Consider the following 14,674-nt stretch of genomic DNA (forward strand, 5'->3'; position numbering starts at 1 on the left):
TGCGACCCGTTTGAGTTCTACTCGCCAAGACCGCTCTTGATGAGCTCGATGGCAGCAGCCAGAGCCTCGGCCTCGTCGGCGCCGTCGCACTTGACCTCGACCTCGGTGCCGCAGGGGATACCAGCAGCCATGAGGGCCATCGGGGACTTGCCGTTGACCTCCTTCTCGGGGGTGACGACCGTCACGTCGCAGGCGTACTTGCCCATGGTGGAGGCGAAGAGGCCAGCCGGACGCATGTGAAGACCCTGCGGATTGACGAGGGTAGCCTTCTCAGAAACCATAATTGACTCCTTTTTGTGTTTAACCCCTGTCATGCATGCGGCAGGAGTCAGATTCACGACGTTGTTTATATTAACTCACATCAAACGGTTTTTCATTGTGTTTCAGACGAATTATTGGACAGATGTGTTTGTCGTCCGCTTGCTCGCCCACAGGGGCCCGTGCGCGGCCTGTGAGATTTCCTGCTCTACAGTCCTGCTCGCACGAAGAGCACATTAAGTGCTCTTCGGCTCGTGCGGAACTCGCGATAAATCTCACAGGCCGCGCACGGGCCCCTGTGGGCGAGCAAGCTGTGGAAACTCGGTCGGTCCAGAGTAATGTCGGCTGAAAGGAATTCAGGCTGAATATTTGTCCGCCCGGACGATCCGATAGACAGGCAGCGCTATCCCCTTCTTCTAACTTGCGGTGAAATATGGACTGATTTTGGGGTTGAAACGTTTAAACAGTCCTTATTTCACCGCAAGTTAGAAGAAGGGGCATGAAAAAGGCGGAGGCCCTGGAGAGGGACTCCGCCTTATATACAGGGGGCGATGTAATTCGCGAACTGTGGGATTAGATCAGGCGGGCGTTGATCGTCTTGGCGATCTCGGCGGCGTCGGTGGAACCCTTGACGGTGGCACGGAAGTCCTGGTCCATGAGTGCCTCGGCGACCTTGGACAGGATCTTGAGGTGCGTGGTGCCAGCCTGTGCACCCGGGATGAGCAGCGCGATGGCCACGTTGACGGGAGCGCCGTCCATGGTGTCCCAACCGGTCACGCCGGACTCGTCCTTGACGACGATGACAGCGGCCTCGGTAATGGCGTCAGATTTGGCATGCGGGATGGCAAAGCCCTCCATCATGCCCGTGGTGCCCTCGGCCTCGCGGGCCAGGAAGGCGTTCATCACGGCGTCGGCGTCGCCGGCGATACCGGCCTTGACAGCCTGGTTGGAGACAAAGCTCAGGGCCTCGTCACGAGAAGCGAAGTCCTCGGCGACAAAGACGTTCTCGACCTTCACGAAGTCGGCAGCCTCGGCCTTGGGAGCCTCGACAGCAGCGGCCTTGGGGGCATCAACCGGCTTGTCTGCAGGGGCAGCCTTCTGGTTCTTCTCGAAGTCGTACTTCTTGAAGGCCACGAACAAGATGCCACCGACCACAGCACCGATGAGGATCGCGAGGACCCACAGCGGACCGTTCTCGACAACGGGCAGGACCAGGAAGCCGCCGTGGGGCGCCGGATCGTGAACGTTGAACATAATGGTCAGGATCGAGGCGATGGAAGAACCGAGCATCATGATGGGCATGACGGGCCAGATGTTCTTGGTCATGAACGGAATGGCGCCCTCGGTGATGTGGGTGCAACCAAGGATGAGGTTGACGACACCGGCGTCGTGATCCTCCTGGCTGAAGTACTTCTTGCCGACGACGACGGCGAAGGTGGTGATCAGCGGCGGAACGATGCAGGCGGCGGAAACGGCAGCCATGAAGTTGGTGCCGAAGTTGTAGGTCTCGGTGCCAACACCGGCGGCCAGGGCCTCGGTGAGCATAGCCGTACCGGTGACGTAAGCAGCCTTGTTAACCGGGCCACCCATGTCAAAGGCGCACATGCAGCCAATAGCAAGACCCAGGACAACGGCGCCAGAGGCAGACAGACCCTTGAGGAAGTCCATCATGGCGGTGTTGATGGCAGCCATGGGGCCGGAGATGCCGAGCATGACCAGACCGACGATGGCAGTCGAGAACAGCGGGTACAAAAAGATTGCCTTGAGGCCGTCCAGGTTCTTGGGCAGACCGGCAAAGACCTTCTCGAGCAGCAGGATGACATAGCCAGCGAGGAAGCCGCCGACGATGCCGCCCAGGAAGCCGAAGCCCACACCGGCGCCACCGGCGTCGATCATGCCGGTATCGGCGTTAACGGGCAGACCCTGGATGGCGATCATACCGGCAACAAAGCCGGGGACGAGCGCCGGGCGCTTGCCGATGGACTCGGCAATGTAGGCGGAAAGCACCGGAACCATGAGGTTCATGGCGATGCCGCCGATAATCTTGAGCATAGCGGCAAAGCTGTTGTAGTCGGCAGCAGTCGAATCGAAGGACGTGATGCCCCACAGGAACGAAACGGCCGTCAGAACACCACCGGCGACGACGAAGACCAGCATGTGGCTGACGCCATTCATGAGGTGCTTGTAGATGACGTGGCCGATGGACTCTTTCTCTTCGACCTCGTCCTCGACATCGGCGGCAGCGGCAACCGTGTCGTCGCCCTTGGCGGCGAGCGCACGGTCGATCAGCTTTCCGGCGGCCTCGACGGACAGGGCCTTGGAAACGCCGACGGAAACCATGGGCTTACCGGCGAAACGCTCAGCCTGGACATCCTTATCGGCTGCGACGACAACGGCCTTGGCACCAGCGATCTCGCTCTTGGTGAGCTCGTTCTCGACACCGACCTGGCCATGGGTCTCGACCTTAATGGTCAGACCGCGCTCGGCAGCTGCCTTCTCTAGCGCCTCCTTCGCCATGAAGGTGTGCGCGATACCGGTCGGGCAACCGGTGGCGGCGATGATGTCAAACTTAGCCATGTGTCCCTCCTTTTTAAGTTTTGCGCCCGCAGGCGCTCCCCTACACACGCGTCCTTGCGCGCTTTTCCACAACTGAAAGATACCAACCCAGCGCTTTCGCGGAAAGGAAAATGTCCCAATTCTCCGGTGAAAGGTTCTTTCATAACCGTAAACGGTAGGTGAAAGTTTACCATCAACACTTGAAACGGCAAGGTGTATCTTGTAATTGAAAATGCCCGTATACTATGGCATTGAAAAACGAGTCCTATATTTCATGCCAACCAGGAGCCATCCATGACCGATAGCAGCAAGAGCGCGCTCTCCCTTATTAGCACTCATCAGGGATATAGTGGATCCGAGCAGCGCATTGTCGACTATATATTGGAGCACCAGTCCGAGGCGCCGCGCCTGACGGCCGCCCAGCTCTCACGAGCCGCCGCCACGTCCGAGGCGACGGTTTCGCGCTTTTGCCGCAAGCTGGGCTTTGGCAGCTTCCGCAGCTTTCAGTTTTCGTTGGCGCGCGACTTGGAGAGTCAGCGCAACGAGGGCCTGACCGACGAGGTCTCGCTCGACAACATGGAACAGAGTCTTAAAAATATCTTGGCTGCCAAGGTTAGCGAGCTTAACGCGACCATCGACGGGATTGACCACGATACGCTAACGGCCGTTGTGCACGCGCTTAAGAATGCCGGCGTTATTGAGTTCGCGGCCGTAGGCAACACCAATGCCGTCGCGCTCGACGCGACGTTTAAGTTTTCGCAGCTGGGCCTTCGCTGCATGGCAAGCACCATCAGCGAGACCTCGATTGGTTTCGCGCTCACATTGCGCCCCGGCGACGTTATCGTGCTGATCTCGAACTCTGGCAAGTCGCGCCGACTAAATCGCATGGCAAAAGCAGCTCGAGACTGCGGTGCTACCGTAGTCGTCATCAGCAGCGACAGCAAGTCTCCGCTTGCGCGCCTAGCCGACTACACCTTTAATACCGTCAATCACGAGGCGCTGCTGACAACGGGCGACTTCGCATTCTCCAAGATGAGTGCCACGATGATCATAGAGGTCATCTACAACTTCCTGCTACCCGAAATCGAGGACGCCCGAGAGCACATCAGCTACTACGAGGAGCTCATCCAGCCGGACAAGGTCGTGGAGTAGACATTTTGGGGAGCCGATAAACAGCACCAGCCACGAAACGGGCCCATCTACTACGTTTTATCCGTATAGCCCAACCACATACCGAAAATAGAGAAAACCGCAGGCATTCTACCTGCGGTTTTCTTTTTGCAATTCTTGGCGTGGTTGACGATAGCCTATTAAACGTAGTAGATGGGCCGGTTTCGTGGCGGCCGGGTCGAACATACATGTAACGGCTCGGCCTAAGCACGCGCTTCTTCCAGCATCTGCCTGGCGTGCGCTAGGCTTGCCTCGGACTGATCGCCGCTCAGCATGCGAGCGATCTCTGCGGTACGGGCGTCCCCAGTCACCTCGTCCAGGTGCGTCTGGGGAACATCGCCGGGCTCTTTACTGACCACGTAATGTTTGTCAGCCATGACCGCAACCTGCGCCAGGTGCGTCACGACGATGACCTGATGCGTGGCGGCAAGATCGGCCAGCACACTAGCAAGAGCACGAGCCGTAGAGCCGCCGACACCAGCATCGACCTCGTCAAACACCAGCGTATCGACACCATCGGCATTACCCAAAACAACCTTGCTCGCCAGCATAACGCGGCTGAGCTCGCCGCCCGAGGCAATGCGGCGCAAAGGACGCGGCGTGAGACCCGCGCCGCTGCGATATAGCAGCTCATAGCTCGAAGGACCCGCGGGTGTCCACTCAGCGCGAGGAAGATCGCGGGACTCCCAGACCAGCTCAGCACCGCCCATCTCCAGGCGTGCCATCTGACGACCCACCTCGTGACAAAAACGCGGGGCTGCCGTATTGCGTGCACGCTTAAGCGCCTTGGCAGCGGCGAAAAGTTCGCGCTCCGCCGCGCCAAGCGCTTCGCGCGCCTTCTTGATCTGCTCATCACCATCGTCTACCAGCGACAACAGCTCTTGCGAGCGATCGCGCATGGCAAACACGTCGTCCATGGTGGGACCCCACTGACGCAGCAGACCCTTGAGGTCGGAATAGCGCTCGCGCATACGAGCCAGCTCGCGCGGATCGAAGGCGACCCCATCGCGATAGGCACGCAACTCGTTGGCGCAATCCTCGAGTGAGATGCAGGCATCCGAAAGGGCATCGGCGATGTCGCCTAGCTTGCGGTCAACGGTCGTCATGCGTGAAAGCTCGGCCACGGCGCTGTTCACGGCATCGAGCGCTCCCCCTTCGGCGGCAATCGATGCATGGGCTTCGTTAGCCGTGGCCACCAGCACCTCGGCATGCTCTGAGCGCGGCAGCAGCTCCTCGAGCTCCTCATACTCACCCGGCTTAGGGTCGACCTCAGCGATACGCTCCAGGGCGAAGCGCGCCTCCTCGACGCGACTCCCCTGCGCACGCGACGCCTCCTCTACGCGACGGACCTCCTTGGCAGCCGCACGCGACGCCCTAAAGCAGGCACGGTACTTTTCCAGCGCCTCGAGCGCAGAGCGACCAGCCCAGGCATCGACCATGGCAACATGATGTGCCGGATCGAGCAGGCGCTGATGCTCGTGCTGGCCGCACAGATCCATCATCACGCCGACGCGCTCGGAAAGCTCGCGCACGCTGGCAATGCGACCATCAATCTTGACGCGGCTGCGGCCTTCGGCAGAAAGGCTGCGCTGCACGGTGAAGCCCTCCGTGTCGTGCGGGCCATCGAACAAGCGCGCCTCGACGCTCGCAAGCGCCTCGCCCTCGCGCACGGTCGAAGAATCCGCGCGCTCGCCCAAAATGAGCTTAAGCGCCGAGAGCAGCGCAGTCTTGCCGGCGCCGGTCTCGCCGGTCAGGACAGTTAGGCCCGCGCTGGGCACCAGCATCGCCTCGCGAATGAGCGCAATGTTTGAAACCTGCAGCTCATCGATCATGGCGAACTCCGTAGAACACGCGGCTTACCGAGTTGTAGAAGCTCTCAGGGCCATAGTCGAGCAGCAGCACATCGCCGGGACCGCGACGCACGGCTACGCTCTCGACGGTGCCATCGCAGGTAATAAACTGCCCGTCGATGGCAATAGCCGGCACACTCGGTCGGTCGTCAGACATAAAAATCTCGACGACATCGCTTGGCGAAGTCAAGAAAGCGCGAGCTTGAATGGTGTGTGGCGCGATGGGCACGCAAACCATACCCGTGTAATCCGGGCTCACGATAGGACCGCCGGCACTGAGGGCATAGCCCGTGGAACCAGTTGCCGTAGACACGACCACACCATCGCCGCGCAAGCGATCGATATGGTGGCCCGACACGGTAATGTCGAACTCGACCATATCGGACAGGGGCCCACGCGTGAGCGCCATGTCGTTAAGGGCGAACGAACGCACGACGTCCTTCGTGCCGTCCTCGCGCACGGAAACGATATCTGCAGCGATCGTGGCGCGACGACTCACATGGAGTTCACCGGACAGCGCGTCGCTCACAACCTTCAAAATGTCGCGTTCCTCGGGACTAGCCGCCGTCAAAAAGCCCAGGTGACCATAGGAAAGACCCAGAATAGGAATCTCTCGATAGTTGAGGATACGGGCTGCACGAAGCAACGTGCCGTCGCCGCCGAGCGTGATGACAAGATCGGCACCATCCACGTCGGGCGTACTCTGGATCTTGGAGCGCTGGTCGGCCGCCCATGCGACCTCGTAGCCTTGGCGCGTCAGCCAAAGCTCGAGCATCAGGCCGCTCTCGACCGCCTCTTGCTTGTAGTAATTGGGAACCAGAAAGACCTTCATAGCGTTGCAGCTTTCTCGCTCAAAGCCGATACCTGGGATTGCAACTCGTCATCGGAGCGCTCGCTGGGGGCAAACCTCGTGCCGTACAGGAAAAACTCCACGTTGCCCTTGGCGCCATGGATGGGCGACACGCACACGTCAAGCGGGAACAGGCCCTTGGCGGCAAAGAGCTCAATAGCCGCCACGAGCGTATCGTGGCGGACAACAGGATCTGTCACGATACCGCCCTCGCCCACCAGCGCCGCCGGAGCCTCAAACTGCGGCTTCACGAGCGTGCAGAACGACCCCGTCGGCGTCAGGCACGCCAGCACGGCGTCGATGATGTTCGCGATGCTCGTAAACGACACGTCGCACACGGCCAGGTCGATTGCGTCGCCGTAGCCGAGCTCGGGCAGCTGCGTCACATTCGTGCGCTCGTGCAGCGTCACGCGATCGTCCTGGCGAAGCGACCAGTCGAACTGAGCACGGCCCACGTCGACCGAGACAACAGTCGCAGCACCGCGCTTGAGCAGGCAATCGGTAAAGCCGCCGGTAGAGCAACCTACGTCCAGGCAGGCAAGGCCCGTGGGATCGATACAAAACGCATCGAGCGCACCCTCGAGCTTAAGGCCACCGCGCCCAACGTACGGAATGCGTCCCTTAACATGCAGCGGCAGGCCCGGCGTCACCTTGAGCCCCGGAGAGGTCAAACGCTCACCGCCGCTCGAGACCAAGCCGGCCATAAGAGTGCGAAGGGCATCCGCGCGATCGGCGCAGATGCCCTGTGAAATCAGTTCGTCATCGAGACGCACGCGTTTCATGAATGCCATCAACCATTCGTATCCGGGGATGCAGCCTGTCTATCTTGGGACTCGTTTGCCGCATCCTCATCGTATTCCTGCTCGAGTTTGTCGGCCTCACGCGGCGTCAGCTCAAACTTGTCGACCATATCGACCGCACGGGAACCAAGCTCAATCGCCTCGTCAAACAAATCGAGCGAACGCTCCAGGGACGTATCCTTGGAGCGAACGGTGGCGATGATCTGGTCCAGGCGATCCGAGATCTCATCGAAGTTGCGGACGGAACCCTCTGGCATGGCTACTCCTCGACGGAGTCGGCCTCGACGGCCTCAGCAGCGTCCGGATCCTCGGCAAGTACACCGGCGGCAGCCTGAGCGGCAGCGACCTTGGCGGCCGCCTCGGCAGCCTGTGCCTCCTCGCGAGCGCGATCCTCGGTCAGCAGCTCTTGGTACAAATCCTCACCCGGCAGCTCCTCGCTGCGAGCGATCTTGCCCAGCACGCCGTTGACAAACGATGCGGACTGGTCGGTGCCATAAGCCTTAGCGATTTCGACGGCCTCGTTGATAACAATAGCGTCCGAGACCTCCTCGTCGGTGAGGAAGCGCATCTCGTAGACGGCGATACGCAGCAGGTTGCGGTCGGCGCCGGGCATGCGCATAAGATCCCAGTTCTTGGCGATGGAGCGCAGGGCACAGTCGATGCGGTCGATGTGCTCGTAGGCACCGCGACACAGCTCCAGCGCGTAGGGGTCGAGGGGACCCTTCGAGATCAGGAAATCGCCCTCGAGGACGCGCTCGAGCGGGCTGTCCGTGGCCTCGGCCTGGAACAGCAGCTGCAGCGCCTGACTGCGGGCAAGCGTGCGCCCGCGATAAACCTTAAGGCTCAAAGGTTACTCCTTGGGGAAAACGAGGCCGTCGATGCAAACGTCAACGCGCTCGACCTCGACGCCAACCTGGGCGTCGATGGCGGCAACCACGGCGGCGCGAACGGCCTCGGCGAGTTTCTTGAACGGATAGCCAAAGAACACCACGACGCGCACGGTAAGTGCGAGCTTGTCGCCGATGACCTCGGCCTCGACCGCCGGCTCGGAAGCCGGGGCCTTGGACGAAAGCATCATCGAGACAAGGTTGGTGGCAAGGTCCTTGACGCCCACGGAGGCGATGCCCTCGACATCCGTGACGGCGCGCGAGACGATGGCGGTCAGAACATCGGGCGAAATACCGATGCCGTCAATCTTGATTTCCTGGGGCATGAGTCCTCCTAGAAAAGTTGGTTGCTAGACGCGGGAGACGAACTTGCCGTCGCGGGTGTCAACCTTGATGACCTCGCCCTCGTTGAGGTACATGGGGACCTGGATGACAGCACCGGTGTCGATGGTGGCCGGCTTGGTGGAACCCTGAACGGTGTCGCCCTTAAAGCCCGGGTCGGTCTGGACGATGGTGGTCTCGATGAACATCGGCGGGGTCACGCCCATGAGCTCGTCATCGGCGAAGAGCAGCTGGCAGGTGTCGTTCTCGCGCAGCCACTTGGCGTTCTCGCCCACCATGTCCTCGGGAACGGGAACCTGCTCGTAAGACTCGTTGTCCATGAAGATGTAGTCGGCGCCGTCGTTGTAGAGGTACTGGAACTCACGAGTGGTGAGCATGACGCTCTCGAACTTGGTACCGGCGTTGCAGGTGTTCTCGACGACGCGGCCGCTCTTGATGTCGCGGGTCTTGTAGCGCACGAAAGCGCCGCCCTTGCCAGGCTTGACGTGCTGGAACTCGACGATGGTGTAAACCTTGTCCTTAATGCGGAGACCGAGGCCGTTCTTGAAGTCGGCGGTAGAGATAGTAGGCATAGCGACCTTTCTTGTTATTGGCGAGACGCACAAGCGTCCAAATTACATACGAGCGAAATTATACACTTGCAGACGGCGCCTGCAGCGAGCGCATAAAAAGAGAACGCGGGGCGTCCGAATTGCTCCGGACGCCCCGCCCCAAAAATCTATCGAAATGGGCTAGCAATCGATGACGTGCAGGTCGTGCGGGGTCTTGGTGAAGGGCTCATAGCCGTTCTCGGTGACGACGCCGAAGTCCTCCAGGCGCACGCCGCCCACGCCGGGCAGGTACACGCCGGGCTCCATGGTGATAACCGAGCCGACCTCGATGATGTTCTTGCTGCGGTTGAAGTTGGGCAGCTCGTGGATGTCGATGCCGATGCCGTGGCCCAGACCATGGTTGTAGTAATCACCATAACCGGCATCGCCGATGATCTTCTTAGAAAGCTTGAAAATATCGTTACCTTCCACACCCGGATGGATAGCGGCGACGCACTCCTCATGGGTGCGGCGCACGAGCGCGTACAGGTCGAGCTGCTCCTGGGTTGGCTCGCCCATCACGACGGTACGAGTCATGTCGGAGCGGTAGTCGCAGTAGCCCGCGCCGTAGTCCATCAGGACAAAGTCGCCTTTCTCGATCACGCGGTCGCTCGGGACGGCATGCGGGTTGGCGGTATTGGGGCCACTCGCCACGATGGAGCCGAAGGCCAGGCTGTCGGCACCGTTGGCAAACATAAAGTTCTCGAGCTCGTTGCGAACCTGCTTCTCGGTCATACCGGGCTTAATAAAGCCGAGCATATGCTGGAAGGCGGTATCGGTGATCGACTGCGCATGGCGCATGAGCTCGATCTCCTCGGCATCCTTGATGGCGCGCATCTTGCGGATGTCGTCGTGCATCAGCGGCAACATGCAGGCGACGGAGCGATCCTCCAGACCACGCTGAATACCCTGGTAGAAGTTAATCTGCATGTCATCCTCGACGGCGCAGACGCGGCACTTGTTGGCAGCGATCTTACCGGCGACCCAGCCGGGGATGGTGCCCTCGTCCATGTCGTAGACCCAAGGGCTGCCGGCGGGGGTGTTCTCCTCAAAGCTGTTGAGATAGCGCGAGTCGGTGTGGAACAGGCACTGATCGGCCGTAATAAACGCGGCGTGCGGGAACTCAAAAGTGTAGTCGAAAACGCCCTTCACGCCCGTGAGCCAACGGAGGTTGGCCTCGTCGCGCACGACGATGGCGTCGTAGCCGCGCTCGGCCATCAGGGCACGGACACGCTCGATACGACCGGCAGGACCGGCAGCAAACTCAGACATGCAGATTCCTTTCTTGTTGTCTTCATAAAGACGGGACGGGCTCAATCAACGTACGGAATCGCGAGCGATTCGCAACCGATTGGAAACCCGCCCCTCAACATGATACGAAAGACGATGGATGTCAATAAATCCTAGAGAAGTTCTTTGCGAGAAGCCAAGTATGCGCGAGCATGGCGGTCGAGAACCTCGTCCTCAACGCTCGTTAGACGAATGGCGCCGAGCGCCGCGGGCAGCGGCAACATGCTGCGGTTCGAGCGGACAAACTGCTGCCTGCGGAACTCCTCGATATATGAGGCAGGCTCCAGATCGAAGGCAAGCTCCTCGATACCAAAGTCCTCCAGGCAGTCATCGACCTCAAAGACGTAATCGATATCGAAGTCACAGGCATCATGGGCGAGGCGCGCCTCAAAGCGCATGCCCTCGGACAGCAGCTGGTAGACAGGGACCTGCGACGCGGCATCGACCAAGCAGGCGCGCAGGGTACGCTCCCCCGTCTTGCCAAAATCGAGCGCATGACGGGCGCTCGGGTTCGTGGCCATCAGTACGTCCTTGCGGGCAGTCTGAGACCACTGAATGGCATTGACAAGCGCGACCTCCTCGCCCGCGAGAATCTCGGGGACGGTCTCGGTAAACTGATTCCAGCGGGACTTGCTGCTCGAAAGCATGGTGCCAACAAGTACCGCATAGCCGAGCTTGAGGTCCTCGGGGTCCGCCTCGCGAACAAGGTCGAGGTCGCACACGACCAAGCCCGGCTCGGGACGGAACGCGATAGCGGGAAGCGCATTCGCCGACGAGGCGACGAGCGGCTTCATGGTCGTCGCAACCGTGAGCATGGCGTCGAACGTCGTCGGCAGCAAGGCACACTCGGTGCGACCGCACCACTGATTGGCACACCAGCAAACAACCGAGCAGGTCGCCGTGTCGCCGACAGCGACAACGAGATCGTCGCAGGTAATGCCGTTAGCCGACAGGGCGCCAAAGACGGTATCGGCATCGGCAAGCGTAGCACCGGCAGGTGAAACCTCGAGGACGAGCAGCGACACGGCAAAACCGGCGTCAACCAGTGCATGCTCGACAACCTCGCCAAATCGCTCGGATGTGGCGTCGTTCCAAACCACCATCGCGCGCTTAGGCTTGCCCACAGCCGAGGCAAACATGCGCGGCAGCTCCTCGAACGCGCCCAATCCGACGCGGACATCGACGCTGCGGTTTTGGAAATTGATAAGTTGACGGCGAATCATAGCAGTCCACGCTCCAAAAGCATCTCGGCACAAAGGTAGGAAACGTCCTCGAAGGACTTGTTGCGAATATCAAGGGTAATATCGGCGGCCCGGCGATACAGCGGACGGCGATGCTCAAACAGGCGCGCAGCGTGCTCGGGCGAGCGGAAATCGGGCCGGGTATCGGAGCGGCGAATCTGGCGCAACGAGTCCTCAAAGTCGCCTTCGAGGTACACACAGGTACCCATCTCGTGCATCAGCTCAATGTTCACCGGCGTCTCGACGATGCCGCCCCCGCACGATACCAGCAGGCTGCGTTCGCTTTGAAGCGAACGGAGTGCCGAGGTCTCGAGCTCGCGAAAACGATCCTCGCCCTCGGTCTCAAATATCTCGGTCACCGACTTGCCGCATCGACGCACAACCAAACGATCGGTATCGATAAAACGCCGCTTGAACATAGTGCCCACGTTGCGCGCAAGCGTCGACTTGCCCGCGCCCAAAAAGCCGATAAAGAAGATATGGTCGCAGCCGTGTTTGATGTGCTGAGACATGGCGAAACCTATTCCTCGCAGGGAAGGTCGCGCAGGGCCCGGCGCTCAAAGATACGGAAGATCTGCGTGTACCACAGGTCCTGGGTCGCCTGCGGCTTGACCAGAATAGTGTCAACGCCGGCAAAGTTACCGCTCCACACGTCCGTGTAAAGCTGGTCACCGATCAGCACGGCCTCGTCGGCCGTGGCGCCCAGACGCTTAAGACCCGCCTTCAGGGCAAACGGGGCGGGCTTCATGGCGTGGCTGATAGCCTCGAGCCCCAGCTCGCGCGCCGATGCCATGACCTGGTCGCGATGCCAGTTATTGGACACCATACACAGCTTAAAGCCCTTGGCATGGGCGGCTTCGAGCCAAGCTGAAACCGCAGCGGGAACCTGCTCGGTATCGCGCGGCACCAGAGTGTTATCGCGGTCGAGTAGAATGGCGCGCTTGCCGTCGGCCCAGAGGGTATCGAGGTCGATGCGGTCAACTGAGACAACATATCGTTTGGGGCTAAAAATCCTCATGATCAATTCCAAGACTGTTGGTGCTCTTCGTAGGTCTTCGAGAAATACTCCTCGTCCTGTGTAATGTAGAAATACAGGTCATCGGAGTCGGTCGGCTCAAGGGTAGCCTTGAGCGCCTCGAGCGACGGAGAGCAGATGGGCGTGGGCGGCAGGCCTTCATGCTTATAGGTGTTATACGGACTATCGCTCTGCAGGTCGTCGGCGGTAACCTCGCCGCCGGTGACATACATCATGGTCGCATCGCTATTGAGGTAACGCAGGCCATCGAGCTTGCCCGCCATACGGTTATAGAAAACCGAAGCCACATGCGCGCGCTGATCGGCGTTGAGGCCCTCGCGCTCGACGATCGAGGCAAGGTTAACGATGTCGTAATCGGACATCTCCACGCCATAGCGCTCCTTGATCTTGGCCTCGCAGCTGGCAAAGTCAAGCGACTTATACTCGGCGTTGAACTGGTCAAGCATGGCGCGAATCACATCATCGGCAGACGGGTCCCTACCCAACGAATAGGTCTTGGGGAATAGGAAGCCCTCGAGCGAATCGTTCGCGGCATCTTTAAGGAAAGCGTAATCATTCACATAATTGCTCGCCTTGGCCTGGTTAAGGAAGTCTTCCTTGGAGATGCTGTCGTATGCCGCGGCCACGCGATCGGCGACCTGGTCGACCGTTAGGCCCTCAGGGATAGTCAGCGCATCGGAGCCGGCATTGGGCCCCTCCATGAGCTGCTGGACAACCTTGGTCGCATCCATCAGCGTCGTGAACGAGTACGTGCCGGGCTTGAGCGACATATCTGCGTTGAGCTTTTTGACCGCCGCGTAGTAATCCTTGGGATTCTCGACAATATGGTTCTCGGAGAGAATCGAGGCGATCGTATCGCCCGAAGCTCCCTCGGGAATCGTGACGGTAACTTGCTGGCCAGCGGTGACGCCTGTCTCCTCCCCGCCAAACAGGCCCTTGACGGCCGGAACGACAAAGAAGGCAATGGCAGCAAGAGCAAGTACGGCAACAACAACGCCGATAATCATGGGCACCGGCGAGCTCTTCTTTTGGGTACCGCGACGAGCATGCGTGTTATAGCTCGAGCGCGTAGCCGGAGCTACGCCATGTGAGCCGTGAGCATGATGTGTACGCGTATGCGATTGAGGCGCCTGCGCACGCTGCGTGGGCGCCTGCTGCTTAAAGCGGGTACCGCTTGCGGGCCGGGCTGCGCGGGCAGCGGGCTGTTGGGCAGGACGCTGAGCAGATTGTGCTGCACGAGAGGAGGGCTGTGCGGGACGAGCAGCAGGCTGAGCCGCACGCTGCGTCGGTTGCATCGGACGCTGGCCGGAAGATACAGGGCGCGGCGTAGGCTGCCCCTGGCGATTCGGCTGGCGCGGATCGGAAGCGCTAGGCATGCGAAACCTCCCCGTTTTTGCGATCGAGCCACGTCTGCAAGAACAGGCTGGCGGCAATCATGTCAATCTTGCCCCTCATCTGCTTTTCGTTGAGTCCCTGCTCGCGCAGGATACGCTTTGCCTCTTGCGAGGACAGGCGCTCATCCTCAAACTCAAGCGGAAGATCGAGCTCTTGGGCAATCTTTTGCGCAACGGCGGCAACGCGCTCGGCCTGGGGGCCGGGCTCACCGGCCATGGTCAAGGGGCGTCCGCTTACCAGGATATCGGGCTCATAGTCCTCAACCAGGTAACGGAACGTCTTGGCTATGCCAGTGACCTCGGCAGCCGGGAGCACCTTGACGGGCATTGCCATCTTGCCATCACGGCTCGAGACGGCAATGCCAATCCGGGTCTCCCCTATGTCCAGCGCGAGCGCGACCACAGCGACT

Annotated in this window: 16 protein-coding genes; 1 reads left to right on the top strand and 15 read right to left on the bottom strand. The window is 60.3% G+C overall.

Features of this window, described 5'->3' with window-relative positions:
* Positions 1-17: 17 nt before the first annotated feature.
* A complete protein-coding gene (locus DW892_RS03235) occupies positions 18-281 on the bottom strand; it encodes an HPr family phosphocarrier protein (protein WP_022094575.1) in 264 nt (87 codons plus the stop codon).
* A gap of 550 nt (positions 282-831) precedes the next feature.
* Entirely contained in the window at positions 832-2,835 is a 2,004-nt protein-coding gene (locus DW892_RS03240; RefSeq protein ID WP_117765648.1) for a fructose-specific PTS transporter subunit EIIC, read from the bottom strand.
* A gap of 273 nt (positions 2,836-3,108) precedes the next feature.
* Between DW892_RS03240 and DW892_RS03245 the strand changes: the two genes are divergently transcribed.
* Positions 3,109-3,966, top strand: a complete 858-nt coding sequence (locus DW892_RS03245; RefSeq protein ID WP_117655428.1) for a MurR/RpiR family transcriptional regulator — start codon at positions 3,109-3,111, stop codon at positions 3,964-3,966.
* A 221-nt stretch (positions 3,967-4,187) separates the two neighbouring features.
* On the opposite strand, the gene DW892_RS03250 is transcribed toward DW892_RS03245, so the two are convergent.
* The 13 genes from DW892_RS03250 to ruvX all read right to left on the bottom strand — a co-directional run bounded on the left by DW892_RS03250 (position 4,188) and on the right by ruvX (position 14,667).
* Positions 4,188-5,816 carry a DNA repair protein RecN gene (locus tag DW892_RS03250; RefSeq protein WP_117765650.1) on the bottom strand — a complete coding sequence of 543 codons (1,629 nt, stop codon included), beginning with the start codon at positions 5,814-5,816 and terminating at the stop codon, positions 4,188-4,190.
* Entirely contained in the window at positions 5,806-6,666 is an 861-nt protein-coding gene (locus DW892_RS03255; protein ID WP_117765652.1) for an NAD(+)/NADH kinase, read from the bottom strand. The genes DW892_RS03250 and DW892_RS03255 overlap by 11 nt, the downstream gene beginning before the upstream one ends.
* Entirely contained in the window at positions 6,663-7,466 is an 804-nt protein-coding gene (locus DW892_RS03260; RefSeq protein ID WP_117765925.1) for a TlyA family RNA methyltransferase, read from the bottom strand. Before DW892_RS03260 ends, DW892_RS03255 begins: the two co-directional genes overlap by 4 nt.
* 8 nt (positions 7,467-7,474) lie before the next feature.
* Positions 7,475-7,741: an exodeoxyribonuclease VII small subunit gene (locus tag DW892_RS03265; protein WP_089571754.1), complete on the bottom strand. Its 267-nt coding sequence runs from the start codon at positions 7,739-7,741 to the stop codon at positions 7,475-7,477.
* 2 nt (positions 7,742-7,743) lie between these two features.
* Complete coding sequence (gene nusB / locus DW892_RS03270; RefSeq protein ID WP_117765654.1) at positions 7,744-8,331, bottom strand: transcription antitermination factor NusB; 588 nt, start codon at positions 8,329-8,331, stop codon at positions 7,744-7,746.
* Positions 8,332-8,334: 3 nt separating this feature from the next.
* A complete protein-coding gene (locus tag DW892_RS03275) occupies positions 8,335-8,697 on the bottom strand; it encodes an Asp23/Gls24 family envelope stress response protein (protein ID WP_117583456.1) in 363 nt (120 codons plus the stop codon).
* A 24-nt stretch (positions 8,698-8,721) separates the two neighbouring features.
* On the bottom strand, positions 8,722-9,285 hold the full coding sequence (gene efp, locus DW892_RS03280) for an elongation factor P (protein WP_117583455.1): 564 nt from the start codon (positions 9,283-9,285) through the stop codon (positions 8,722-8,724).
* A gap of 159 nt (positions 9,286-9,444) precedes the next feature.
* Positions 9,445-10,575 carry a Xaa-Pro peptidase family protein gene (locus DW892_RS03285; protein WP_117765656.1) on the bottom strand — a complete coding sequence of 377 codons (1,131 nt, stop codon included), beginning with the start codon at positions 10,573-10,575 and terminating at the stop codon, positions 9,445-9,447.
* 131 nt (positions 10,576-10,706) lie between these two features.
* Complete coding sequence (locus DW892_RS03290; RefSeq protein WP_117765658.1) at positions 10,707-11,816, bottom strand: hypothetical protein; 1,110 nt, start codon at positions 11,814-11,816, stop codon at positions 10,707-10,709.
* Entirely contained in the window at positions 11,813-12,346 is a 534-nt protein-coding gene (locus DW892_RS03295) for a shikimate kinase (protein ID WP_089571747.1), read from the bottom strand. The genes DW892_RS03290 and DW892_RS03295 overlap by 4 nt, the downstream gene beginning before the upstream one ends.
* A gap of 8 nt (positions 12,347-12,354) precedes the next feature.
* Complete coding sequence (locus DW892_RS03300) at positions 12,355-12,852, bottom strand: YqeG family HAD IIIA-type phosphatase (protein ID WP_117765660.1); 498 nt, start codon at positions 12,850-12,852, stop codon at positions 12,355-12,357.
* Between the two features lie 2 nt (positions 12,853-12,854).
* Positions 12,855-14,246: an endolytic transglycosylase MltG gene (gene mltG / locus DW892_RS03305; RefSeq protein ID WP_233546793.1), complete on the bottom strand. Its 1,392-nt coding sequence runs from the start codon at positions 14,244-14,246 to the stop codon at positions 12,855-12,857.
* A complete protein-coding gene (ruvX, locus tag DW892_RS03310; RefSeq protein WP_117765663.1) occupies positions 14,239-14,667 on the bottom strand; it encodes a Holliday junction resolvase RuvX in 429 nt (142 codons plus the stop codon). The genes mltG and ruvX overlap by 8 nt, the downstream gene beginning before the upstream one ends.
* Between the last annotated feature and the right edge of the window lie 7 nt (positions 14,668-14,674).

This window comes from Collinsella sp. AM40-7AC (assembly GCF_003468125.1).
Lineage (GTDB): Bacteria > Actinomycetota > Coriobacteriia > Coriobacteriales > Coriobacteriaceae > Collinsella > Collinsella aerofaciens_O.

Excerpts from the sequence above, each read along its gene's own strand:
- DW892_RS03240 (WP_117765648.1), bottom strand. The coding sequence starts at position 2,835 with ATGGCTAAGTTTGACATCATCGCCGCCACCGGTTGCCCGACCGGTATC.
- DW892_RS03250 (WP_117765650.1), bottom strand. The coding sequence starts at position 5,816 with ATGATCGATGAGCTGCAGGTTTCAAACATTGCGCTCATTCGCGAGGCG.
- DW892_RS03290 (WP_117765658.1), bottom strand. The coding sequence starts at position 11,816 with ATGATTCGCCGTCAACTTATCAATTTCCAAAACCGCAGCGTCGATGTC.
- mltG (WP_233546793.1), bottom strand. The coding sequence starts at position 14,246 with ATGCCTAGCGCTTCCGATCCGCGCCAGCCGAATCGCCAGGGGCAGCCT.
- DW892_RS03245 (WP_117655428.1), top strand. The coding sequence starts at position 3,109 with ATGACCGATAGCAGCAAGAGCGCGCTCTCCCTTATTAGCACTCATCAG.
- DW892_RS03265 (WP_089571754.1), bottom strand. The coding sequence starts at position 7,741 with ATGCCAGAGGGTTCCGTCCGCAACTTCGATGAGATCTCGGATCGCCTG.
- DW892_RS03260 (WP_117765925.1), bottom strand. The coding sequence starts at position 7,466 with ATGAAACGCGTGCGTCTCGATGACGAACTGATTTCACAGGGCATCTGC.
- DW892_RS03285 (WP_117765656.1), bottom strand. The coding sequence starts at position 10,575 with ATGTCTGAGTTTGCTGCCGGTCCTGCCGGTCGTATCGAGCGTGTCCGT.
- DW892_RS03235 (WP_022094575.1), bottom strand. The coding sequence starts at position 281 with ATGGTTTCTGAGAAGGCTACCCTCGTCAATCCGCAGGGTCTTCACATG.
- DW892_RS03295 (WP_089571747.1), bottom strand. The coding sequence starts at position 12,346 with ATGTCTCAGCACATCAAACACGGCTGCGACCATATCTTCTTTATCGGC.
- DW892_RS03300 (WP_117765660.1), bottom strand. The coding sequence starts at position 12,852 with ATGAGGATTTTTAGCCCCAAACGATATGTTGTCTCAGTTGACCGCATC.
- DW892_RS03275 (WP_117583456.1), bottom strand. The coding sequence starts at position 8,697 with ATGCCCCAGGAAATCAAGATTGACGGCATCGGTATTTCGCCCGATGTT.
- DW892_RS03255 (WP_117765652.1), bottom strand. The coding sequence starts at position 6,666 with ATGAAGGTCTTTCTGGTTCCCAATTACTACAAGCAAGAGGCGGTCGAG.
- efp (WP_117583455.1), bottom strand. The coding sequence starts at position 9,285 with ATGCCTACTATCTCTACCGCCGACTTCAAGAACGGCCTCGGTCTCCGC.